Genomic DNA, 21,601 nt, shown 5'->3' on the forward strand with positions numbered 1-21,601 from the left:
TTATGGAAACGAATTTTCAAGAAGAAGATAGATACTATCAAGCCAAGAAAAGAGTGGAGGATTTAAAAGGATTTTATGGAAATTTGACCTCTTACATTGTAGTGAATATATTTTTAGCAGTAATCAATTTACTAACCTCTCCAGGATATTTATGGTTCTTTTGGCCTTTACTAGGTTGGGGTGTAGGCGTGTTGTTTCACGCAATGAAAGTGTTCAATTGGATGCCTTTTTTCGGCAAAGAATGGGAAGAGCAAAAAATTAAAGAGTTTATGGAAAAAGAGAAACAATCCAGAAACGATTGGAAATAAAAAAATAAGTTTAAATAGAAAATAAAATGGAAAATAAGCAAAATCAATACGATTCATTTTTAGACAGAACTCAAGAAGAGCGTTACGATATCGCATTTAAAAGAGTGCAAAAAATAAAAGGATTTTATGTGCATCTAATAGTGTATGTTTTAGTTAATATCGGATTAATCGCTATGAGAGCAAGACATTTTGATTCACTAGATACCAATTTTTGGAGTTGGCAAACACTTAATACTGCTTTCTTTTGGGGCATTGGATTGGTAGCACACGGAGCTTCTGTTTTTGGGAAAGATTTGTTTTTAGGCAAAGATTGGGAGAAAAGAAAAATGGAGGAATTTTTAAAAGAAGAAGTTGAAAAACAACAACAGTGGAAATAGTTTCAGTTCTCAGTTTTCAGTTCTCAGTTTTCTAACCTCTAACCTCTAATTTCTAACCTCTAATTTCTAATTTCAAACCTCTAATTTCTAACTTCTAACCTCAAATAATGACGACTATAATCATCGAAGACGAAAAACCAGCAGCACGTTTGTTGCAACGTAAACTCGAAAAACTACAAATCAATGTAACAGTACTGCTGCACTCGGTAGAAGAGGCTATCGAATGGTTTTGGAACCATCCCCATCCCGACCTAATTTTTTTGGATATTCAATTATCCGATGGCTTGTCTTTTGCCATTTTTGAAGCAGTCGAAATTAAGAGTGCTATCATTTTTACCACCGCTTATGACGAATATGCTTTGCGTGCTTTTAAACTCAACAGTATTGATTATTTACTCAAACCCATCGATGAAGATGACTTGGAAATTGCAGTGAATAAATACAAATCAAGAGTCCCAGAAAAGGCACCTGAAAATCCTTCGCTTGCGTTAGATTTTGAAGCTATCAAAAAGATGCTGACCAACCCATTTGAGAAAAATTATAAAAAGCGATTTACACTAAAAATTGGGCAACATTTGAAGGTGATTTCAGTTGATGAAATTGAATGTTTTTACAGCGAAAATAAAGGAACCTATTTGCATACTTTCGACAACAGAGATTATCTTCTGGAAACCACTTTAGAGGTTTTGGAACAAGAATTAGACCCTACTGCTTTTTACAGAATCAGCCGAAAATTTATCATTCCATTAAAGGCCATAAAGGAGATAGTGGTGTACAGTAACTCTCGTTTAAAGATTATTTTACCTACTTATAAAGCCGAAGAAGTGATAGTAAGTAGAGAAAAAGTAGCCGATTTCAGAAACTGGATTGGTTAAAAAATGGCTTCATTTTTTAGTTTAGATAAAAACAGTTAAAAATACTGGTTATTAGTTATTTACGTGTTTGTCATAGGATTTATCTATTACGCTTTTATTCACTAATAAACCGTTTTCTGATAGCAATAAGAACAAAAACCATAAGTGTGTAGGCAATAAAAAATGGTGCTATGTATTCAATAAGATGCAACGGTAACATCACGGCAATAATTAGCAATTGAAAGCCTAAACCATAAATGGATAACAAGCTCATAAACCAATTCGGAAACGTTTTTACTTTGTATGCCTCTTGGTCTAATGCGTGAATTATTTTATCAAAAAGCCCATAAACGATTGTATAAATTCGGAACAAAAAAGTCACCGATTTTTGTGTTTCTCCAGGCAAAGCTTTGGGTGTTTTGTACTCAAATATTTTACTAGTACTGTCTCCTCCAATTGATTTATGTCTCAAAATTACGTAGTAATAATTGTATAAAGTTCCTTGTAATTGGATGCCAAAAAAAGCTGCAAACGCATACCAAAATGTCGTTTTTGAGACCCAACAAATGGCCATAAAAATCATAAAATTTAAGACGATATCAAAGACACTATCGAGGTATCTACCAACGTATGAAGGTTTGTTTTTTAGTCTTGCTAATTCACCATCTGCAGCGTCAATTCCAGATTTTAAAATAATGAAAAAGGCGGCCAAAAAATAATGATTAGTGAGTATGCAAAAAATGGCAATCAAGCCAGAGATGCCAAAAAGTAGCGTTACGTGAATTGGGGTAAATCGAGTTTCTTTTAGTTGTTGCGCCAGAAATTTACCAAATGGGCGACCATAATCGGAGAGGTCGAAGAACTTATCTTGTGTTGCAAGTTTTGACATTATAAGCTGTAAAAGTAAAATGACAATATAGTCGAGGCGCAAAAGTAGCTCAATTTAAGCGGAATAGTTGCCTAAACAATAGTTTACTTTGTGTTAAAGTAAAAAAAGCGCGTTTCGAGTTTTAGTACTTTTATGGTATTAAAAAACCAAATTTATTGTATTATGGCGGTACCAAATTTAAAAGTAATTCAAGCCCTAAGAGAAACGGCGACACAAATAGCAACTAGCGGTCGTTATGAATGGGGGCATATGGGGAGTTGTAATTGTGGGCATTTGGCACAAAATATAACTTCGTTTACCAGAGCAGAAATTCAACAGTTTGCCTTGCAAAAGCGAGGTGATTGGTCGGAACAAGTTATAGATTATTGTCCAACGAGTGGTTATCCTATGGATTTAATTATCGGTAGAATGATTGAATTTGGTTTTACGCAATCAGATTTGAGACAGCTCGAAAACTTGTCCAATCCCGAGATTTTAGCCAAAGCTGGTGTGGCTTCTTTCAATAGAAATGTGATGTCAGATACGGTAAAATATATGAATGCGTGGGCAGATTTGTTAGAGAACCAATGGATGGAACAAAACATCAATCACATCGTTTTGCCAACGTTTGAAAGAGAAGAGATGATGTATTAGACCATCTCTTTATCTTATTTAGTGAAACGGTGTAGCGTGTAAGTCATAGCTGTCAATAAAAAGAAAGCTGTGATTTGGTGTGCTAATCCTAACCAAAGGGGCACGCTGTATAACAAAGTCAAAACGCCTAGTGCAAATTGTACAAAAACAAGTATAACAAGCGCATTGAGACCGTTTTGTTGTGCAATTGACAAAGAGTATTTTTTGCTTTTGAAATACAACAAAACCATTAACGCCACTACAAGATAAGCGGTAGTACGATGCACGAATTGCACGCCGCTTTTTCCTTCAATCAAATTGAGGATAAAACTGTTTTTTTCGATAAATACACTATCGTGAATGAATTGGCCATCGCTCATTAATGGCCAATGGTTGTGAATTAATCCAGCGTTTAAACCTGCAACAAAACCACCGTATATGATTTGAATAATCAAAAACACAAAGGCAAATCGTGCAATAGTTCTCAATTGAGGATAAAAGTTGTCTTTGTTAGGATAAATCAAATCCAAAGCCACCCAGAGGGTATAAGCAAAGGTGATGAATGCAAAAGTAAGGTGCAAAGCCAGTCTAAAATGACTCACATCTGGATTGTCAATTAATCCACTTTTTACCATAAACCAACCCAAAAATCCTTGAAATCCTCCCATACACAAAAGAACAATACATTTTTTGATGGTCGATTTTTCTAATCTTTTTTTTGCTAAAAAATAAAAGAAAGGGATTAAAAACACCATCCCGATGATTCGACCAATAAAACGGTGAAACCATTCCCAGAAGTAAATGAATTTATAATCAGATAAGGTAAAATCATTGTGAATATTGATTTTTTGATACTCAGGAAACTTTTTGTATTCTTCAAAAGCTTGACTCCATTTCGCCTCTGTCATAGGAGGGAAGGTATCGGTAATCAAATGCCAATCGGTCATTGAGAGTCCAGAATTAGTTAATCGGGTAATTCCGCCAACCACAACCATTAAAAATAAAAGTAGGCAACCAGAAAGCAGCCAAATGATAACAGGTTTATTAGATTTAGTCATTTTTTTAGTGATAAAAAATCAATTATTTTATTGCAAATTTATGGGTTTGGCAACGAAAAAAAGGGCTAACAATCGTTAATCTTTAGCCCTAATTTGGCTCCTTTTTTTAAGATAAATTCATAAGCAGCTTGGTACTCATTTTGTATTTCTCCTTCTAAAATAGCTTCTTTAACCGCTTCTTTTAGGATGCCAATTTCTCTGGATGGTTTTAAATTGAAGAGCTCCATTATTTCCTCACCACTTATTGGAGGTTGAAAATTACGGACGTGGTCACGTGCTTCAACTTCAACAATTTTTTTGCGTACAATTTCAAAATTACTGTGGTATTTTTTGAATTTGTTTGGGTTTTTAGTGGTGATATCGGCCTCGCAAAGTGTCATTAAGTTTTCTACATCTTCTCCTGCATCAAAAACCAAACGACGTACTGCTGAATCAGTAACAGTGTCCTGCGCCAATACAATTGGTCTAGAACTCATCACTACCATTTTTTGTACAAACTTCATTTTATGGTTCAAGGGCATATGCAATCTTTCGAAGATTTTCTTAACCATTTTACCACCCAAAAACTCGTGACCGTGAAACGTCCATCCTTGTTTTTTGTTGAAGCGTTTCGTTGGAGCTTTTCCGATATCGTGCAATAAAGCAGCCCATCGCAACCAAACATCATCTGTGTTCGGGCAAATGTTATCGACTACTTCAAGTGTGTGATAAAAATTGTTTTTGTGCGTGTGACCTTCTATCTCTTCTACTTGATTCAAGGCTGTTAATTCAGGCAGAATTAGTTCTAATAATCCCGTTTTGTAAAGCAATAAAAAGCCCAAAGAAGGTTTTTCGGTCAGAAGAATTTTGTTTAACTCTTCTACAATGCGTTCTCCTGAAATGATTTTTATTCTTTCTGCATTTTTGGTAATGGAAGCTAAAGATTCTGGATGAATATCAAAACCTAATTGCGTAGCAAAACGAATGCCTCTCAACATCCTTAACGGGTCATCCGAGAAGGTAATATCTGGGTCAAGCGGAGTTTTTATCGTTTTAGTTTCTAAATCCGAAATTCCACCGAAGGGATCTAAGAGTTCTCCATAGTTAGATGGATTCAAAGACAAAGCCAAAGCATTTATGGTGAAGTCACGGCGGTTTTGATCATCTTGTAAGGTTCCATTTTCTACGATAGGATTTCGGCTATCGTGGGTGTAGGATTCTTTTCTAGCGCCAACAAATTCGATATCAGTATCTTCAAAACGGAGCATAGCGGTGCCGTACGTCTTGAATACTTGCACCTTTGGTTTTTTAGGTAAAAGTTCGGAAACTTTAAGAGCCAATTCGATGCCACTGCCCACGGCCACCACATCGATATCTTTTTTGGTGCCTCTTTTTAAAAGTAAATCCCTAACAAACCCGCCAATTACATAACTTTCTATGTTTAGTTCTTGGGAAGCTTTCGATATTACTTCGAATATTGTGTTATTAAGTGCTGATTTATAATTCATAATTTTTACCGCAAATTCGCAAATTAATTTTTTGAATTTATTATGCGTTTGTATTCTAAAGAAACTAAATTGAAATTTGCCAATATGGCTAATTTATTTTTGGAAACTTTTAAATAATTTAAACATTGGTTATAATGACTGTTATTGAAACAATCAACTGTTTTTATTTCAAGAATGATTTTGTCATAAACCACAAAATCAGCATAAAATTTATGCTTTAGAGTCGTGTTTTTATAGTTTACTGCAAATTCTTTTTCACGTTGATATGGAATGTTGTTTTGTTGAAGTTCAAATTCTATTGCATCTTTGTAAACAATTTCAGAAAATCCTTTTCCAAGATTTTTATGAACTTCAAAAAGTATTCCTACGATTGCATAATTTTCTTCTCTATAAATGTATTCTTCCATATAAATAATACAATTTGCGAATTTGCGGTTAACTACTACTTTCTGATGATTTTAACCTGAGAATCATTCGTCAATTTAATAATCGTAGAAGGTTTTCCTGCAATTTTTTCCTGCTGCAAATTTACAACATAGTCTACGCCTTTTATAATTTCTGGACTAATTTCTTTGAAAGATAATGGTGTGGGTTGTCCAGAAATATTAGCTGAAGTAGACACTAATGGCTTTTTCATACGTTCTAGTAATTTAAAGCAAAAAGGTTCTTTTATCAGTCGAATACCTAATGATTTGTCTTCAGAAATTAAATTAGGCGCTACATTTCTTGGATTATCTAATATTAAAGTTGTTGGCTTTTCGGATAAATCTAGAATTTGCCAAGCTACTTCGGGAATCTCCTTGAATACGTTGTACATCATTTTTTCCCCATTCATAAGGCAAATCATACTTTTGCTTTCGGTTCTTTGTTTGAGTTGGTATATTTTGGCCACGGCTTCAGGATTCGTCGCATCGCAACCAATGCCCCAAACCGTATCCGTTGGATAAAGAATGATGCCGCCGTTTTTTATAACTTCAAAAGCATTGATGATTTCTTCGTTCATAAGGTCATTATGTTTATTTCATTTGCAAAGCTATCCATTTGATTCCTAAATTGAGGTATGAATCGCTATTTTAATAGCCTTAAACAAAAAAAAAGCCCAACGTAAGTCGGGCTTTGGTTGTATAATTTTAAATTATAAAATTATTTACAATGTGTAGAAACCACTATGGAAGTGATTTTTTCATCTCTACTTGTTGTTTTCAAGCACTGATTGGAGTCGTTGTTGAACCAAACTTTGTAAGTGTTGCCACCTTGCTCGTGTGTTTTTTGCTCGTCAAAGCCATTTTTTCTTAATTCGCTATACGCATATGTCGCTTTTTGACGATTCAAATAACCATAATCAAAATTCCCGTTATAGTTCTTTTTGTTGTTGTTGTATCTGTTGTTGTTATAACTGTCGTTATAGTCATTATTGTATCTGTTGTTGTTATTGCTGTATTTGCCTTTACCACAATCTTCCAAAGTTGATTTAACAATAGAGTTTATTCTACCATCATTAACTTTTACAGTTACACATTTGTTTTGATTTCTGTTGTACCAGTTTTGATAGGCACTATCTCCAGATTTACTTCCGTTTATATAGGTATAACCTCTATCTCTTAATTCATTAAAAGCACCTGCCGCTTTATCTCCAACTAGATCTTGTAAGTTTTGTGCAAACCCTGTTATTCCAATAAAAAACATTAGAAGCAATGATAAAAAATTTAGTTTAATCGTTTTCATAAAAATTTAGTTTTTAAAGTTATCACTCAAAGTTAAGATATTCAAAATAAATAATTCTATTTTTTTTACCTTTTTTTTTCCAAAAATAAATTATATTTGTCTATGTATCAACTTAAAAAGAAATAATATGAAACGAAAAGCATTGCGCCAATTTGGGTTTTTAGTATTGGTTTTAGTATACTCAACAACTTTGGTATATGGTCAAAAACCGTGCGACGGATATTTTGCTGCCCACAAAGGAGCTAAATATGAAATTACTGCCTATGATAAAAAAAATGAGGTAGAGGCAGTTTCTAGTTTTTTGGTAAAAGATGCTTCATCAGGCAAAGTTGTCATTCATCTTGTGACCAATTCCAAAGGAAAGGAAACTTTGAATACCGAGTACGATATCACTTGTGATGGTAAGGTAGCTATCATGGATCAGAAGAAGATTGTAAGCAATCAATTAAAATCTAATATGAAAGATCCCAACATTACAGTAGATGTTTCTGGTAAAGATGTTGAGTCACCGCTAGATTTAAGTGTGGGTCAGACATTACCAGATAGTGAAATTGATATTGCTGTAAAATCCTCAGCAATGAATATGAATATGTATTTTAAAACCTTGGATAGAAAGGTAGTTGGGCAAGAGAAAATAACCGTTCCTGCAGGTACTTTTGATTGTATGGTTATTACGGCCACAACAGATACTAAATTGCTTTTTGCCAAAAAAGGTACTACTAAGCAATGGGTTGCTAAAGGAGTGGGTATGGTGAAGCAAGAAACCTATGCTAAGAATGGCAAGATTGAGAAAACGGAGTTGTTGACCTCTTTCTCAAAGTAAAAAATGATTTTTAAATGAAAAAGGAAGCCGTAAAGCTTCCTTTTTTTTATGAACTGCAACTAAGCATAGAGCAACCTATCTTCACTCTTGCCCAATCGGGTCGTTTAGAGTACCACTTTTCATATTCAGGTTGTTCTTCGTAAGGTTTTTGTAAAAGTTCAAACAATTCTTTTAGTATAGAATAGTCTTCTTTTTCAGCGGCATCAATACACAATTGTGACATATAATTTCGAAGTACATATTTTGGGTTAACTTGATTCATAGCGGTACTTCTTTCTATGTCAGAGAGTACTTCCAATTGAAGTCTGCTGATGTATTTAGTGAACCAATTGTGCCATTTCAGAGTTATGCTTTCAGTACAATCATTAGCATTATAAAAAGCAAATTCAATTTTTGTTAAAGCAGTTTCTGGAGTATCATTTTTAAGTACTAAACTCAAGCTTCTAAAGAAAATAGTCATATCGGTCTCTATTTCTTGTAGCAAATCGATAAGTTCTTGAATTAAGTTGCGATCTTCTTTGTCTTTTATTTGTAATCCCAATTTTGATTGCATCATTTGGAGATATTTTACATCATACTCTTTAGTGTAGGCGTCCAAAATAGCCTCGAGAGGTTGGGTTTCTTCGATTAATGGGTACAATGCATTGGCGAGTTGATACAAATTCCATAAGCCAATTTGAGGTTGATTTTCAAATTGATATCTTTTCTGTTGGTTGTCTGTTGTGTTTGGTGTCCAAGTAGGGTTGTAGTCCTCTAGCCAACCATAAGGGCCATAGTCAATAGTAATGCCGTGAATTGACATATTGTCTGTATTCATAACTCCATGGACAAAACCTACTCTTTGCCAGTGAAGAATCATTTTGAGTGTGCTTTTTGAAATTTCTTCAAAAAATTGAATGTATTTTTCTTTGCCAGTTTCTTTTATGGATGGAAAATAATGTTGAATGGTAAAATCAGCCAGTAATTTCAGATTATTATGATCTTGTCTGGCGGCAAAAATTTCAAAATTTCCAAATCGAATAAAACTTGGTGCTACTCTACAAACAATAGCGCCTTTTTCGTAAGCTGGATTCCCGTTGTACATAATGTCTCTAAGTACTTCGTCTCCAGTTAAAACCAATGAAAGGGAGCGGGTAGTGGGTACTCCTAAATGATGCATCGCCTCTGCACATAAGTATTCACGAATGGAAGAACGTAAAACGGCTAATCCGTCTGCAGTTCGTGAATAGGGAGTTGGACCAGCACCTTTTAATTGTAGTGTAAAGTTTTTTTCTTTATGTTTGATTTCCATCAAATTAATGGCTCTTCCATCTCCTAATTGTCCTGCCCAATTCCCAAATTGATGTCCTGCATAACACATTGCAAAAGGTTGTGTATTAGGATAAATTTTTGTTCCTGAGAAAACAGCTAAGAAATCATCGTCCAGCAACTCATCTTGTTCTAATCCAATTTGCTTCGCAACATCAATACCAACGTGAATTAATGATGGTTTTGAAGGTACTTTGGGGGATACGTATGAAAAGCAAGCCTGGTATACTTGCCTAGGAATGTTGTTAGTGTCCGAGTCAGCAGGTAATTCTTTGGTAAAAATATTGTTGAGATTGAGTGTCATTTTTTTGATAAAATAGTAGTATTCTAAAAATTTTGTTCCATTTGGGAATACTAAATTCGTTAGTAAAAATAAATCAATCTACACTAATTTCTTATTCTTTTTGATTTTAATTAACGAATGATTAGATCAAAAAATTCATAGTGTGTTAAAGATTAATTGATTGTAATTCTGTTTTTTTAACTATTTTTATGACAAGTTTTTAGTTAATCTATGATTACTTACGTGAAAGCTTATTTTGTAGACCCTTTTTTTATTCGATCATTAATAATTCCATTTTTTATGAAAACTAACCCAAAAAGAGTGTTGAATAATTTCTTTATTTTAAATTTTAAAACCTACTGTACTGTATTCTTTATTGCCCTTACTTTGGTCTCTTTTGGTCAAGCTAAAAAAGAAGTCAACAAGGATACTTTGGCAAAGGAAAACAAGCAGTTAGATTTGTTAATGCAACAATTGAATGAAGCGAGTTTGAAAGAAAATAAAACAAACTATGAGTTTAATGTGTTGACAAACAGGCAAAATGCTAGTTTTAATTTGCTCAATGAGGAAATTCAGAAAGCAAATACCATACTGAAAGAAGGTATCGATTATAAGGGCTTCACCAAAGAACTTGAATTATTAGTTGAATGGAAAGAAAAATCAGTAAAAGGCATCGTAAAGAATGTGAGTAAGATGCAAACCGTTAGGGATTTAACTACAACTTCACTTTTATTAAACGAATTATTGAAAAGAACTGATTATCAATTAGATAAGATTTCGTCAAATAATAAATCTTTGAGTGGAATTCAAAGAAGAATGGATTCCTTAGCTACAGATAAGATTTTTTATCAAATCCCTGCTCAAGAAGCAGCCAAAAAAAATTATTATCAGCGGATGGTATTAATGGCTAAAGATTTGAATATTGCCAATACCAACTTAAAAAATGCTATTGATAGTATCCAAAAGTTAGAGGTTAACGGAAAAATGTTCAAATTTAGTTTGGAGTCAGATTTAGCTGTTGTAAATAATGCAAGAAAGAAACTAAGTGAAAAGGTAAACTCATTTTCGCCAGATATAGCTGATAAAAATGGAAAAGGCTTATCATTTGTTGAAAATTTTGTGCATTCTTTTATAAAAGGCTACTTGTTGTTTATTTTTTATTTTGCAAATCAAACAGGTATTCTGTCCTTATTATTTCTCTTTATAATTGGATTAACACTTTATTTAAGAGTCATTAGAAGCAAATATAAGAAGGCCGATTTGTATGAGGATTTAAAATACCCTGGGCACGTTTTGAATTATCCTTTGGCAGCCTCTATATTGATTATGATTTCTATTTTTCAATTTTTCTTGCCTTCACCACCCTTTGTATTTAGTGCCTTTTTATGGATTATCGCTGGATTAGCACTAACGCTTATTTTATACAGGTCGGTTAGTAAATACTTGTTTTTAATTTGGATAGCATTTTTTGTGCTCAATAATTTGGCTTTTCAAGATAATTTATTGTTGCTCTATACCGTGTCAGAGTCTCGATTCGTATTGTTTTTAAGTGTTATAGGTCTTGCTTTAGGTCTTTATGTGTTTTTGAACAGAAAGAAAAAAGATAAAGAAATTCAAGAAAAAAGTTTTGTAATTGCATTATTGGTATTTATGGTTTTTGAATGTGCTGCGATGATTTTATCGTTTGCAAATTGTTATAATTTGGCAAAAATTTTAATGACAAATGGGTATTTTACAATTTTAATCGCTTACCAATTAATTTGGTCATTTGGTTTAAGTTTAGATATTTTAAACTTTTCAAAATATTTATCACAATCTGAAGAAGAAGCACTTTTAGAAGAAGAAAAAGAAGAGGAGAGTTTTAAAGTACCAAGTTTTATCTATGTTTTATTTGCGATAGCTTGGTATGTTTTAATAAGTAGAAATTCCTATAGTTTTCAAAGTTTTATAGAGCCTATTTCCGAGGCTTTTTATGAAGAAAAACAATTTGGTGAATTCAAGTTTTCATTTAACGCGATATTCTTATTTTTCTTCATTTTATTCATGTCAGGGTTAAGCGCCAAAATTGTTTCTTTTTTAACCACCGATAGTAAAGGAGCAAACAATGGAACACCAAAATCAGGTTTAGGCAGTTGGTTATTATTGATACGTATCGCTATAATCACCATTGGTGTTTTAATCGCTTTCATATCAGTGGGAATACCTATGGATAAAATAGCATTGATGATTAGCGCATTGAGTGTGGGTATTGGTTTTGGTTTGCAAAATGTAATTAACAACTTGGTAAGCGGATTAATTATTGCTTTTGAAAAACCCATCAATTTGGATGATATTGTTGAGGTAGGTGGGCAGACGGGAAAAATGAAATCAATTGGAATTCGAAGCAGTGTTATTACTACTTGGGATGGAGCCGATGTGATTATACCAAATGGCGATTTGTTGAGTCAACATTTGGTGAATTGGACTATGGGGAGTAATCGCCGTAGATTTGAAATTGATTTGGGTGTAGCTTATGGTTCAGATCTGAATGAAGTAAAAACTATTTTGATTGAGGTATTAATGCAACACGAATTGGTATTGAAAAATCCAGCTCCGATGGTTTGGGTGACTAAATTCAACGATAGTTCTATAGATTTTGCTGTAAAATATTGGGTGCCTCATTTTAATTTTGGGAATGATGTTCGCAATGATCTTATTATAGCAATTGATGTAGCTTTTAAAGCAAATGGAATCGAAATACCATTTCCACAGCAAGATTTGCATATTCGTTCCAATGTCTCTGCGAACAATGATGAAAATTTGGATAAAGAATGATTTTCATAAAGTGGAATGCTTTTTGTAAATGCATGATGAGCACTATAAAATTGAATACTAACTTTAATAAAAATACACATGAAAAAAGTAATTGTAACACTAGCACTTTTGGCATTTTTTGGAATAACTTCTTGTAAGAAAGAAGCAAAACTTGAGGAATCAACCGCTGATACAACCGCTGTTGCAGTAGACTCTTCAAAAGCGGAAGCTATGGTAGATCCTGATCCAACAGATACTATACCAGCTGGAAGCTACGGTATTAATTCTTCAAGTTTAAAAACAGCCGATTTGATTCGTTTAACTTTGAAAGACTTGTACAAAGATGATTTGGCAAAGAATTTTATCGATGACAATAGTAAAAAGTTTATTTTCTTTGAATATGATTTAAACGAAGATGGAAAAAAAGAGATTCTAGTTGGATTAACTGGAGGTTATTTTTGTGGTACTGGAGGATGTACTCAACTGCTGTTGGATGATCAAGGAAATGTAATTACGCAATTTTCGGTATCAGGTAATCCGGTTGTAATCGATACGAATAAAACCAACGGATGGAAGGACTTGTTTATTTACAGCGGAAGTAAATACCGTATTGTAAAGTTTAATGGAAAAACTTATCCGTCCAATCCATCAATGCAACCTGAACTAAAAGTGACTCCAGGCGATGGTTTGCCAAGAGCATTGGATTTTGAACATGAACCTTATGCTTGGTTTAAGTTTTAAGTAATAAAAAAAGGGCTTTTGAATATCAAAAGCCCTTTTTTATTTAGATAACACTGTTATTGCTTTTTATAAATAGCGTAAATAACATTTAATGTTTTTTGATCTATAATTGAGTCAATTTCTGTCTTGATATAATGCAATTTAAATGCTTTGATAGCGGCATTCAGGTTTTTTGTGTCATATCCAATTATTCGCAAAGCCATTTCGGCATTGAAATCTGTAGGAGCTGTTTCCAATTGCGCTTCTGGCCAAAGACCAAAACCTTTTTCAGCCAATAATTGCCATGGAAACAAAGCGCTAGGGTCTACTTTCCTAGTAGGAGCAATATCAGAGTGACCTATAAAATTTTGAGTCGGAATGTTGTAGTCTTTTTTTAATTTTGTTAAAAGAGCCAATAAACTATTAATTTGTGCTTCAGAGAATGGCTCTGAGCCGTTATTATCAAGTTCAATACCGATAGAGGCAGAGTTGATATCGCTGTTTCTTCCCCAAGTTCCATTGCCTGCATGCCAACCTCTTAAATAGTCATTTAGCATTTGAACCACTTTGCCATCTTCGGCGATTACATAGTGGGCGCTCACTTTAGTACTTGCTAATGTGAATGTTTTTAAGGTTTGTTTTAAGGAATCCTGTGCGGTATGATGTATGATTACAAAATTAGGTTTTCTTAAGTTGAAGTTAACCGTTCCAATCCATTCGGTTGTAACATTTTCTAAAGCTGTTGGATTGAATTTAGAAATAGAGTCCTTCAGCGTATTGATTTGTTTTGTATAAAGTGTATCGTGAGTGGTAGTAGTTTCTACTTTTTTTAGCGCAATAGCTTCTTTTTCAGCTAATTTTTGCTGTAAAACCTTTAATTGCTGTTCGTATACTTTATTGCTCTCTTTGTATGGATTTGTTCCGCACGAACTAATAAGCAAGCCCAATCCAATAGTAAGTAGAAGTTGTTTAAACATTGGTAGTTGGTTTTTGTTTTTTTTATTTCTTTTTCTTCTTTTTAAATCCTCCAGCAATAATTTTTTTATAAATTTCTTTCTGGTCTGGATTCAAAAGTTCAAGTATTTTTCGGTCGGTATTCTCAGAAATTACTTTAAGATCTTCGCTCTTACTTTCGTTTGAACCATCTTTTTTTATGATTACACCTTGTGCATTTAAACTCTCTATTAATAAATTTTTGATAGCAATTTCTTGCAAAGCATCAAAATTAAGATCAGCTTTTAAACTTTCCATTACTCTTGAAGCGGTTTCTTCGTTAGATGGTGGTTTAGGAGCGCTTTGTGCTGCCCCAGGTCCCATTCCCATTTGATTCATTCTACCATTGTAACCTCCACCGTAGCCATTATTGCCATAACCGTTATTGTATTGTGCCCAATTGGTCTGAGTGAAAAATAACGTAAACCCTAAAAACAATAAATATTGAAATTTTTGCATTGTAAACTATTTATGGATTCAAATATACTAAATTATACAGGTTCTCCGTATAAGTCAAATTCTGTTGCATCTGTAATTTTGATCATAACAAATTCCCCAGTTTTCACATAATGTTTTGAAGCATCAATTAATACTTCATTGTCAACATCTGGACTATCAAATTCGGTTCTTCCAATAAAGTGTGCTCCTTCTTTGCGATCAATAATACATTTGAACGTTTTACCTACTTTTTCTTGGTTCAAATCCCATGAAATTTGAGATTGTAGTTCCATTAATTCGTTTACACGAGCCTGTTTTACCTCGTCAGGAACATTGTCTTCTAGTAAATAGGCATGTGTATTTTCTTCGTGTGAATAAGCAAAACAACCCATTCTGTCAAATTTCATTTCTTGAACAAAGTTTTTCAAGGTCTCAAAATCTTCTTGGGTTTCACCAGGATAACCTACAATTAATGTGGTACGAATTGTAATTCCCGGAACAGCCGCTCTAAAATCTTTCAATAATTGAGTAGTTTTAGCTTCCGTAGTACCACGACGCATCGATTTCAAAATACTATCCGAAATGTGTTGCAACGGAATATCAATATAGTTACATATTTTTGGTTCACGCTTCATAATCTCCAAAACATCCATTGGGAAACCGGTAGGAAATGCATAATGCAAACGAATCCATTCAATGCCTTCAACTTTTACTAACGCTTCTAATAAATCGCCAAGCGCACGTTTTTTATACAAATCAAGACCATAATACGTTAAGTCTTGAGCAATCAAAATCAATTCTTTTACACCGTCTTTGGCTAATCCTTCAGCTTCTTTAACCAACTTTTCAATGGTTTGGGAAACATTTTTTCCTCTCATTAATGGAATTGCACAAAAACTACAAGGTCGGTCACAACCTTCAGAAATTTTCAAATAAGCATAGTTTTTAGGAGTTGTTGTCAAACGCTCGCCTAATAATTCATGCTTGTAATCTGCGCCTAATGCCTTTAATAAACCAGGCAATTCAGTGGTTCCAAAGTATTGGTCTACATTCGGAATTTCTTTTTCTAAATCCGGACGATATCTTTCAGAAAGGCAACCAGTTACAAAAACTTTGTCAACCAATCCTTTTTCTTTTTTATCAGCATATTCCAAAATCATATTCACAGATTCGGCCTTGGCATTGTCAATAAAACCACACGTATTGATTACGATAATATTTCCTTCATCTGCCTTTGCTTCATGGGTAACTTCTTTTCCGCTTGCACGAAGTTGTCCCATCAAAACCTCGCTATCGTAAATATTTTTTGAACACCCTAAAGTGATGACGTTGATTTTATTCTTTTTTGTTGATTTTGTTCTCATAGTATAGATTCCCCTTCTTCTAGGAATTGGCAAAAATACGCTTTTTTTTGTTCTGAAAAAGCATTTATTACACATCACATCCCAATATGCATTGGATTTTATATAAAGTTTTGGAGTGAATTGGGAGCAGGAAGAAAAAGGTTTTCTTGGCTTCAAAGACCCGTCATCCGCTATATCTTTGCCTTTTGAAAGAAAAGGCAAAGGATGCCGCTCCTACCGGGGCTATAAGGAAGATAGGGCTTTTTTGTTGTCATTTAAAAGAAGGCTCGATAAAGTAACAGCAAAAAAAAGAAGCCGAACTTGGCTTCTTTTTCTATTTCTTTTTATAATTCAAACAGCACCGTCAGAGAAACATTGTTGTTGATAGCATCTATGCTTGCTGCATTCGTAAGTCCCGTGCTAAAAAAACCTTGTTGGTAATTTCGTTTTGCGTAAGAATAAGCAAGGTCAACTCGTGTTGCTCCAAAATTGTATCCTAAACCTCCAGAATAGCCAGTTAAGTCTCCAATGGTAGTTTTGTTTTTATAAGGGCTTTTTTCCATTCGGTAGCCACCTCTCAAACTCAACGCTTTAATTTTATATTCAGCACCAATTCGTAATTCGCCTGAAGTTTTAAGAGATGCATTCATTTCAGCGTTTAAATCTCTATAATAATCGTCACTTGTAGGTCTAAATTTGACATTATTATAGTCTTTTATAGCGTAATCAATACTTATTAATCCTTTTTTGCCAAACACATAAGCCGCACTTGCAGTAAATTTACTCGGAGTTTGCAAACGGTAAGGAGCGTAATAATTAGTAATACGTGGATCAATTACATCAGTAGGTAATTCTCCAGAGGTATTGCTACTAACGGAACTTAATCGTTGTGTTAATTCATCACTCAAATTCATCCAAGTTGGAGATTCATAAGCCGCACCAAATCTTAATTCCTCTGTTGCTTTTACAATAGCACCTATTTGAAAAGAAAATCCCGTTCCGTTAGTGTATAAATCATTACTGAAACGCATTCTTGTAATTCGATCTTCGTTTGTTAAAGTGTTATCATTGTCTTCGTAAAATCTAGTTGATTGAGTATAATTAGAAAAATGCGAATTAAGGTTAATACCTATATATAGTTTGTCCTTATAGGATGAGGAAAAGTTAAAGGATAACTTTCCGTTGTACCCATTGGAGTAAATCGCTTTTTCTTGGTAGTAATTGCCTCCTTCGCGAACATTTGAGGTATAGGCGGTATTACTAGTTGCATTTGAAACAGGATTGATTATATATCCTTGATAACCAAAGAAAGCTTGTTGTTCTGCATAGCTTAATTCAGGATAATTCCCGTTTTCAAGTATGTTCAACGGAATTCCATTAGCATAACTCAAAAAATAGTTAGCTATAGAATTTGTTGGATTTACTCCTGCAGAAAATTTTGCATTGTCAAAATTGTTGGTATTTTCATAGTTAACCGCAAAGGCAATTTTAGTCCAGTCGGCATTTCTGTTGTGGTTTTTAAATACAAAAACACCTCCAGCTTGATTCAAGTCAAAAGAATTTTCACTATCGCTAGTTTGGGTTCCAAAATAGTTGGAATTATTTTTAGTGCTATAATTGCTTATAGTTAGTCCTAATTGATTGTTGTTGAACACAGCAGAACCTGCTGGATTTACATTGATAGAGGATAAATCACCACCCAATGCTCCAAAAGCGCCGCTCATCGATCGGTATCTAGCTGTACCGTTGAGGTTGTCTACAGAATAACGTAAAGCATCCGATATTTCTTGAGCTTTTGCTGAAGTGTACAAAAAAGCAATAGCGATTACTATATAGGTCTTCTTCATATTGGTTAAGTTGTTTGATTGAATAGTTGTTTTAGGAAGTTATTAACCCCTTCCGCCTCTTCCGCCTCCGCCTGACGATCTCGTTCCACCTCCGCTACTACCTCCTGAGGAACGCATACTTCCACTTGAAGAACTTGGAGAATAAGATCGACTAGGAGTGTAGCTATTGCTTCTTGTTCTAGAAGAATTAGAAGAATTTGTTGTGTAGTTACTGCTCTCTCTTGAGGTTCTTGTTGGATTGTAGCTTGAGTTGCTTGATGTTGAGCTGCTGTTTCTTCTAGTGAAAGAATTGTTAGTTGTGTAGCTAGAGTTGCTGTTTCTTCTGAAATCAGTAGTACCTCTTCTGTAATCTGTACTACTTCTTCTATTATAAGTAGTCATGTTTTGACTGTTACGGCTATTGTAGCTTCTGTTAACGTAGTTTCCATTGGTGTATCCAGAACCTCTTCTGCTAGCATTGTAGGCATAATTGTTGTATCTGTAACTTGGGTATCCCCAGTATCCGCCAGGATAACCCCACCAGCCACCACCAGGATAACCCCATCCCCAACCTAAGCCCCAGCCAGCATTCCAACCCCATCCAGTATTCCAGCCCCATCCAGTATTCCAACCCCAGCCGCCATTCCATCCCCAAGGGTTGTTCCATCCCCATCCGGCACCATACCAGTTGTTCCAGCCATTGTCGTTTATGTATATAGTGGTACTTTGTGGATTGCTTCCCCAGCTTGCATAGCCAGTATTTGGTGCTTGGATACTATCATTAACATCTTCATAATTATTATAGCTTTCTACATCTGTGAAAATTTCTGAAGATGAATTGGTGTTTTGCAATGACCTAAAATATTCTTGATATTGATTACCAGAGGTGTTTTGTGATTCATTGTAAACAACTCTCGAAGAATTTGAGCCGTAAACACCGTCTGTTTCGTAATAGGAGCTGTTTTGGTAAGACCCACACGATGAAATTAGTAAACATAAAAATCCAATAAATGTAAATTGGCTTATATTTCTTGAGAAAAAAACAGTAGTTTTCATATTCTATGGGATTTTTTATTGTTGAACAATACAAAAATAGTTAGTTTTGCCTAACTAATAAGTTAAAAAAAAATAAAACAAAATTTGTGCCAAACTATTTGATATGAGCAAGAACCTTACTACAAGAGAAGAAGATTATTCTAAATGGTATAATGAGCTAGTTGTAAAAGCTGATTTAGCCGAGAATTCAGGTGTTAGAGGCTGTATGGTGATCAAGCCATATGGATATGCTATCTGGGAAAAAATGCAAGCAGAATTAGACCGTATGTTTAAAGAAACGGGACATCAAAATGCTTATTTTCCTTTGTTTGTTCCGAAAAGTATGTTTGAAGCTGAAGAAAAGAATGCTGAAGGATTTGCGAAAGAATGTGCGATAGTAACTCATTATAGATTAAAAAATGATCCTGATAAGCCTGGAAAATTAATGGTGGATCCAAATGCTAAATTAGAAGAGGAGTTAATTGTACGTCCAACTAGTGAGGCAATCATTTGGTCTACTTATAAAGGTTGGGTACAATCGTATCGAGATTTGCCATTGTTGATTAATCAATGGGCGAATGTAGTGAGATGGGAAATGCGAACTCGTTTGTTTTTAAGAACTGCTGAGTTTTTGTGGCAAGAAGGACATACTGCTCATGCAACCAAAAAAGAAGCGATTGAAGAATCGGAAAAAATGATGAATGTTTATGCTGATTTCGTTCAAAAATTTATGGCTATACCTGTTGTAAAAGGCTTGAAAACAGAAACAGAACGATTCGCAGGTGCTGAAGAAACGTATTGTATCGAAGCTTTGATGCAAGACGGGAAGGCATTGCAAGCTGGTACATCACATTTTTTAGGTCAAAATTTCGCCAAAGCTTTTGATGTTAAGTTTGCCAATGCAGAAGGTAAGCAAGAATATGTTTGGGGAACTTCTTGGGGAGTTTCGACCCGATTGATGGGGGCTTTAGTTATGACGCACTCTGATGATAAAGGATTGGTTTTACCTCCTAATTTGGCGCCAATTCAAGTTGTAATTGTGCCTATATATAAGTCAGAAGAACAATTGCAAGCTATTTCTGCTGCTGTTGCTACTATTTCAGCAGCGTTGCGCAAACTTAATATTAGTGTTAAGTATGATGATAGAACCACACAGAAACCAGGATTTAAATTTGCAGAGTGGGAATTAAAAGGTGTTCCAGTTCGAATTGCAGTTGGTCCAAAAGATTTAGAAAATGGAACTTTTGAAGTAGCTCGACGAGATAATTTGTCCAAAGAGGTCGTTGCTGCAGATGGTATTGAAAATTATATTGCTAATTTACTTTCTCAAATTCAAACGGATTTATTTAATAATGCGCTATCTTACAGAGAGAGTCATATTACAGAAGTAAATAGTTTTGAGGAATTTAAGTCTGTTTTGGAAGGCAAAGGAGGGTTCATTTCAGCCCATTGGGACGGAACTGCGGCTACTGAAGAAAAGATAAAAGAATTGACAAAAGCAACCATAAGATGTATTCCTTTGGATAGAGTAGAGGAGGCGGGAAGCTGTGTGTTTACTGGGAATCCTTCGGTTGGAAGAGTGCTTTTTGCAAAGGCATATTAAAAAAAATTAATTTTTTTTGCATCAGCTATTGTGCTTCTCAAAAATAGTTGTATTTTTGCATCCGCAATACAGAAGCAGGGTCCGTTCGTCTATCGGTTAGGACGCCAGGTTTTCATCCTGGTAAGGGGGGTTCGATTCCCCCACGGACTACAAATTTTGTTTTAAATATAGTTTTCCTGTACTTTAATCAGGAGATTGGTCCGTTCGTCTATCGGTTAGGACGCCAGGTTTTCATCCTGGTAAGGGGGGTTCGATTCCCCCACGGACTACAAATTTTTATTGAAGTAGTACTAAGATGTAAAAAGACATTTACTTTGTTTTTTTAATAGTAAAGCCGGTTTTGGCCAAAATAAGTATTAGCTTCTTTATAGACTTCAAAATAAAATAATAAAGATAAAAAAATAGTACAATGGCAAATCATAAGTCAGCTTTAAAGAGAATTAGAAGTAACGAAAAGAAAAGAGTGTTAAATAGATACCAACACAAAACTACTCGTAATGCTATCAAGGCGTTAAGAATTGCTACAGATAAAGTTGATGCTTCAGCTAAATTGTCTGCTGTTATATCTATGATTGATAAATTAGCTAAGAAAAACATCATTCATGATAATAAAGCTTCTAATTTAAAATCTAAATTAACGAAACACGTTGCTAAATTGTAATAAACATTTAGTATTTGATATATAAAAAAAGCTCCTTTTTAGGAGCTTTTTTTGTTTTGTATTTATCTGAATTTTTCTGTAATATACTCTAACATTCCTACGGTAATTGGCTTTGGTAAAAAATCAGCGACTATTTTATAGGTTTTTGCTTTAGCTAAATCTTGTGGGTCGATAGTGGAGGATAGAATAATTACTTTCGTATTGTTAAAAGCGGCATATTCAGGTTGGGTAAATCGTTCTAAGAATTCCCATCCTCCCATTACTGGCATATTTAGGTCTAAGAAAATAAACTCTGGTTTTGAACTTAATGATTGGTTTTTGTTGAGTTCATTGTACATTTTTAGCGCTTCTTCTCCATTCAATGCGGTTAAAATCTCTTTTGCGAAAGAGGTTTTAGATATGATTTTTTTACTAATCATTAACGAAATAGGGTCGTCATCTATGCAAAAAATGGTGTTGTACATC

General features: G+C 34.3%; 22 protein-coding genes and 2 tRNA genes. 11 read left to right on the plus strand and 13 right to left on the minus strand.

Annotation, left to right across the window (positions count from 1 at the left end; all coding sequences use genetic code 11):
- The first annotated feature begins 2 nt into the window (after positions 1-2).
- The 3 genes from FLAVO9AF_RS06660 to FLAVO9AF_RS06670 all read left to right on the plus strand — a co-directional run bounded on the left by FLAVO9AF_RS06660 (position 3) and on the right by FLAVO9AF_RS06670 (position 1,560).
- Positions 3-308, plus strand: a complete 306-nt coding sequence (locus FLAVO9AF_RS06660; protein ID WP_159686058.1) for a 2TM domain-containing protein — start codon at positions 3-5, stop codon at positions 306-308.
- A 26-nt stretch (positions 309-334) separates the two neighbouring features.
- Positions 335-685, plus strand: coding sequence for a 2TM domain-containing protein (locus FLAVO9AF_RS06665; RefSeq protein WP_159686061.1), 351 nt, complete (start codon positions 335-337; stop codon positions 683-685).
- Positions 686-792: 107 nt separating this feature from the next.
- Positions 793-1,560 carry a LytTR family DNA-binding domain-containing protein gene (locus tag FLAVO9AF_RS06670; RefSeq protein WP_159686064.1) on the plus strand — a complete coding sequence of 256 codons (768 nt, stop codon included), beginning with the start codon at positions 793-795 and terminating at the stop codon, positions 1,558-1,560.
- A 94-nt stretch (positions 1,561-1,654) separates the two neighbouring features.
- Here the strand turns inward: FLAVO9AF_RS06670 and FLAVO9AF_RS06675 are convergent, their stop codons facing one another.
- The gene (locus tag FLAVO9AF_RS06675) at positions 1,655-2,428 is read right to left on the minus strand and encodes a CDP-alcohol phosphatidyltransferase family protein (RefSeq protein WP_159686067.1); all 774 of its coding nucleotides are present in this window, start codon (positions 2,426-2,428) and stop codon (positions 1,655-1,657) included.
- A gap of 162 nt (positions 2,429-2,590) precedes the next feature.
- On the opposite strand from FLAVO9AF_RS06675, the gene FLAVO9AF_RS06680 reads away from it, so the two are divergent.
- Positions 2,591-3,061: a hypothetical protein gene (locus FLAVO9AF_RS06680; RefSeq protein ID WP_159686070.1), complete on the plus strand. Its 471-nt coding sequence runs from the start codon at positions 2,591-2,593 to the stop codon at positions 3,059-3,061.
- A 14-nt stretch (positions 3,062-3,075) separates the two neighbouring features.
- Here FLAVO9AF_RS06680 and FLAVO9AF_RS06685 read toward each other — a convergent pair whose 3' ends face one another.
- The 5 genes from FLAVO9AF_RS06685 to FLAVO9AF_RS06705 form a co-directional block, all read right to left on the minus strand.
- Positions 3,076-4,098 carry a COX15/CtaA family protein gene (locus FLAVO9AF_RS06685; protein WP_159686073.1) on the minus strand — a complete coding sequence of 341 codons (1,023 nt, stop codon included), beginning with the start codon at positions 4,096-4,098 and terminating at the stop codon, positions 3,076-3,078.
- 65 nt (positions 4,099-4,163) lie between these two features.
- Positions 4,164-5,585 (minus strand): CCA tRNA nucleotidyltransferase, encoded by a 1,422-nt coding sequence (locus FLAVO9AF_RS06690; RefSeq protein ID WP_159686076.1) that lies wholly within the window; start codon positions 5,583-5,585, stop codon positions 4,164-4,166.
- A gap of 23 nt (positions 5,586-5,608) precedes the next feature.
- A complete protein-coding gene (locus tag FLAVO9AF_RS06695; RefSeq protein WP_159686079.1) occupies positions 5,609-5,992 on the minus strand; it encodes a GxxExxY protein in 384 nt (127 codons plus the stop codon).
- Between the two features lie 35 nt (positions 5,993-6,027).
- Positions 6,028-6,588 (minus strand): L-threonylcarbamoyladenylate synthase, encoded by a 561-nt coding sequence (locus tag FLAVO9AF_RS06700; protein WP_159686082.1) that lies wholly within the window; start codon positions 6,586-6,588, stop codon positions 6,028-6,030.
- Between the two features lie 140 nt (positions 6,589-6,728).
- On the minus strand, positions 6,729-7,310 hold the full coding sequence (locus FLAVO9AF_RS06705; RefSeq protein ID WP_201296282.1) for a hypothetical protein: 582 nt from the start codon (positions 7,308-7,310) through the stop codon (positions 6,729-6,731).
- A gap of 127 nt (positions 7,311-7,437) precedes the next feature.
- Between FLAVO9AF_RS06705 and FLAVO9AF_RS06710 the strand changes: the two genes are divergently transcribed.
- Positions 7,438-8,133: a hypothetical protein gene (locus FLAVO9AF_RS06710; RefSeq protein WP_159686085.1), complete on the plus strand. Its 696-nt coding sequence runs from the start codon at positions 7,438-7,440 to the stop codon at positions 8,131-8,133.
- Positions 8,134-8,179: 46 nt separating this feature from the next.
- Here the strand turns inward: FLAVO9AF_RS06710 and FLAVO9AF_RS06715 are convergent, their stop codons facing one another.
- Positions 8,180-9,745, minus strand: a complete 1,566-nt coding sequence (locus FLAVO9AF_RS06715) for a YdiU family protein (RefSeq protein WP_159686088.1) — start codon at positions 9,743-9,745, stop codon at positions 8,180-8,182.
- A 279-nt stretch (positions 9,746-10,024) separates the two neighbouring features.
- Here FLAVO9AF_RS06715 and FLAVO9AF_RS06720 point away from each other — a divergent pair, with 279 nt between their 5' ends.
- Both FLAVO9AF_RS06720 and FLAVO9AF_RS06725 read left to right on the plus strand, forming a co-directional pair.
- Complete coding sequence (locus FLAVO9AF_RS06720) at positions 10,025-12,538, plus strand: mechanosensitive ion channel domain-containing protein (RefSeq protein WP_159686091.1); 2,514 nt, start codon at positions 10,025-10,027, stop codon at positions 12,536-12,538.
- A gap of 78 nt (positions 12,539-12,616) precedes the next feature.
- The gene (locus tag FLAVO9AF_RS06725) at positions 12,617-13,258 is read left to right on the plus strand and encodes a hypothetical protein (protein WP_159686094.1); all 642 of its coding nucleotides are present in this window, start codon (positions 12,617-12,619) and stop codon (positions 13,256-13,258) included.
- 56 nt (positions 13,259-13,314) lie between these two features.
- Here the strand turns inward: FLAVO9AF_RS06725 and FLAVO9AF_RS06730 are convergent, their stop codons facing one another.
- From FLAVO9AF_RS06730 to FLAVO9AF_RS06750, 5 genes are all read right to left on the minus strand, one after another.
- Positions 13,315-14,214 carry an N-acetylmuramoyl-L-alanine amidase gene (locus FLAVO9AF_RS06730; RefSeq protein ID WP_159686098.1) on the minus strand — a complete coding sequence of 300 codons (900 nt, stop codon included), beginning with the start codon at positions 14,212-14,214 and terminating at the stop codon, positions 13,315-13,317.
- Between the two features lie 22 nt (positions 14,215-14,236).
- A complete protein-coding gene (locus FLAVO9AF_RS06735) occupies positions 14,237-14,689 on the minus strand; it encodes a hypothetical protein (protein WP_159686103.1) in 453 nt (150 codons plus the stop codon).
- A 32-nt stretch (positions 14,690-14,721) separates the two neighbouring features.
- Positions 14,722-16,032, minus strand: coding sequence for a 30S ribosomal protein S12 methylthiotransferase RimO (gene rimO / locus FLAVO9AF_RS06740; protein ID WP_159686107.1), 1,311 nt, complete (start codon positions 16,030-16,032; stop codon positions 14,722-14,724).
- Positions 16,033-16,355: 323 nt separating this feature from the next.
- The gene (locus tag FLAVO9AF_RS06745) at positions 16,356-17,858 is read right to left on the minus strand and encodes an OmpP1/FadL family transporter (protein ID WP_236552288.1); all 1,503 of its coding nucleotides are present in this window, start codon (positions 17,856-17,858) and stop codon (positions 16,356-16,358) included.
- 42 nt (positions 17,859-17,900) lie between these two features.
- Positions 17,901-18,893: a hypothetical protein gene (locus FLAVO9AF_RS06750; protein ID WP_159686112.1), complete on the minus strand. Its 993-nt coding sequence runs from the start codon at positions 18,891-18,893 to the stop codon at positions 17,901-17,903.
- Between the two features lie 103 nt (positions 18,894-18,996).
- Here FLAVO9AF_RS06750 and proS point away from each other — a divergent pair, with 103 nt between their 5' ends.
- The 4 genes from proS to rpsT all read left to right on the plus strand — a co-directional run bounded on the left by proS (position 18,997) and on the right by rpsT (position 21,136).
- A complete protein-coding gene (proS, locus tag FLAVO9AF_RS06755; protein ID WP_159686117.1) occupies positions 18,997-20,475 on the plus strand; it encodes a proline--tRNA ligase in 1,479 nt (492 codons plus the stop codon).
- A gap of 78 nt (positions 20,476-20,553) precedes the next feature.
- Positions 20,554-20,625 (plus strand) — tRNA-Glu (locus FLAVO9AF_RS06760).
- A 47-nt stretch (positions 20,626-20,672) separates the two neighbouring features.
- Positions 20,673-20,744, plus strand: a tRNA-Glu gene (locus FLAVO9AF_RS06765).
- Between the two features lie 140 nt (positions 20,745-20,884).
- Positions 20,885-21,136 (plus strand): 30S ribosomal protein S20, encoded by a 252-nt coding sequence (gene rpsT / locus FLAVO9AF_RS06770; RefSeq protein ID WP_159686122.1) that lies wholly within the window; start codon positions 20,885-20,887, stop codon positions 21,134-21,136.
- Positions 21,137-21,198: 62 nt separating this feature from the next.
- Here the strand turns inward: rpsT and FLAVO9AF_RS06775 are convergent, their stop codons facing one another.
- Positions 21,199-21,600 (minus strand): response regulator, encoded by a 402-nt coding sequence (locus tag FLAVO9AF_RS06775; RefSeq protein ID WP_159686126.1) that lies wholly within the window; start codon positions 21,598-21,600, stop codon positions 21,199-21,201.
- Between the last annotated feature and the right edge of the window lies 1 nt (position 21,601).

This window comes from Flavobacterium sp. 9R, assembly GCF_902506345.1.
GTDB lineage: Bacteria > Bacteroidota > Bacteroidia > Flavobacteriales > Flavobacteriaceae > Flavobacterium.

What these genes read in the sequence shown, in the direction of transcription:
- FLAVO9AF_RS06730 (WP_159686098.1), bottom strand. Translation starts at nt 14,214, where the DNA reads ATGTTTAAACAACTTCTACTTACTATTGGATTGGGCTTGCTTATTAGT.
- FLAVO9AF_RS06710 (WP_159686085.1), top strand. Translation starts at nt 7,438, where the DNA reads ATGAAACGAAAAGCATTGCGCCAATTTGGGTTTTTAGTATTGGTTTTA.
- FLAVO9AF_RS06660 (WP_159686058.1), top strand. Translation starts at nt 3, where the DNA reads ATGGAAACGAATTTTCAAGAAGAAGATAGATACTATCAAGCCAAGAAA.
- FLAVO9AF_RS06665 (WP_159686061.1), top strand. Translation starts at nt 335, where the DNA reads ATGGAAAATAAGCAAAATCAATACGATTCATTTTTAGACAGAACTCAA.
- rpsT (WP_159686122.1), top strand. Translation starts at nt 20,885, where the DNA reads ATGGCAAATCATAAGTCAGCTTTAAAGAGAATTAGAAGTAACGAAAAG.
- FLAVO9AF_RS06775 (WP_159686126.1), bottom strand. Translation starts at nt 21,600, where the DNA reads ATGTACAACACCATTTTTTGCATAGATGACGACCCTATTTCGTTAATG.
- FLAVO9AF_RS06745 (WP_236552288.1), bottom strand. Translation starts at nt 17,858, where the DNA reads ATGAAGAAGACCTATATAGTAATCGCTATTGCTTTTTTGTACACTTCA.
- FLAVO9AF_RS06725 (WP_159686094.1), top strand. Translation starts at nt 12,617, where the DNA reads ATGAAAAAAGTAATTGTAACACTAGCACTTTTGGCATTTTTTGGAATA.
- FLAVO9AF_RS06670 (WP_159686064.1), top strand. Translation starts at nt 793, where the DNA reads ATGACGACTATAATCATCGAAGACGAAAAACCAGCAGCACGTTTGTTG.
- FLAVO9AF_RS06715 (WP_159686088.1), bottom strand. Translation starts at nt 9,745, where the DNA reads ATGACACTCAATCTCAACAATATTTTTACCAAAGAATTACCTGCTGAC.
- FLAVO9AF_RS06690 (WP_159686076.1), bottom strand. Translation starts at nt 5,585, where the DNA reads ATGAATTATAAATCAGCACTTAATAACACAATATTCGAAGTAATATCG.
- FLAVO9AF_RS06705 (WP_201296282.1), bottom strand. Translation starts at nt 7,310, where the DNA reads ATGAAAACGATTAAACTAAATTTTTTATCATTGCTTCTAATGTTTTTT.
- FLAVO9AF_RS06750 (WP_159686112.1), bottom strand. Translation starts at nt 18,893, where the DNA reads ATGAAAACTACTGTTTTTTTCTCAAGAAATATAAGCCAATTTACATTT.
- proS (WP_159686117.1), top strand. Translation starts at nt 18,997, where the DNA reads ATGAGCAAGAACCTTACTACAAGAGAAGAAGATTATTCTAAATGGTAT.
- FLAVO9AF_RS06695 (WP_159686079.1), bottom strand. Translation starts at nt 5,992, where the DNA reads ATGGAAGAATACATTTATAGAGAAGAAAATTATGCAATCGTAGGAATA.
- FLAVO9AF_RS06680 (WP_159686070.1), top strand. Translation starts at nt 2,591, where the DNA reads ATGGCGGTACCAAATTTAAAAGTAATTCAAGCCCTAAGAGAAACGGCG.
- rimO (WP_159686107.1), bottom strand. Translation starts at nt 16,032, where the DNA reads ATGAGAACAAAATCAACAAAAAAGAATAAAATCAACGTCATCACTTTA.
- FLAVO9AF_RS06700 (WP_159686082.1), bottom strand. Translation starts at nt 6,588, where the DNA reads ATGAACGAAGAAATCATCAATGCTTTTGAAGTTATAAAAAACGGCGGC.
- FLAVO9AF_RS06685 (WP_159686073.1), bottom strand. Translation starts at nt 4,098, where the DNA reads ATGACTAAATCTAATAAACCTGTTATCATTTGGCTGCTTTCTGGTTGC.
- FLAVO9AF_RS06720 (WP_159686091.1), top strand. Translation starts at nt 10,025, where the DNA reads ATGAAAACTAACCCAAAAAGAGTGTTGAATAATTTCTTTATTTTAAAT.
- FLAVO9AF_RS06675 (WP_159686067.1), bottom strand. Translation starts at nt 2,428, where the DNA reads ATGTCAAAACTTGCAACACAAGATAAGTTCTTCGACCTCTCCGATTAT.
- FLAVO9AF_RS06735 (WP_159686103.1), bottom strand. Translation starts at nt 14,689, where the DNA reads ATGCAAAAATTTCAATATTTATTGTTTTTAGGGTTTACGTTATTTTTC.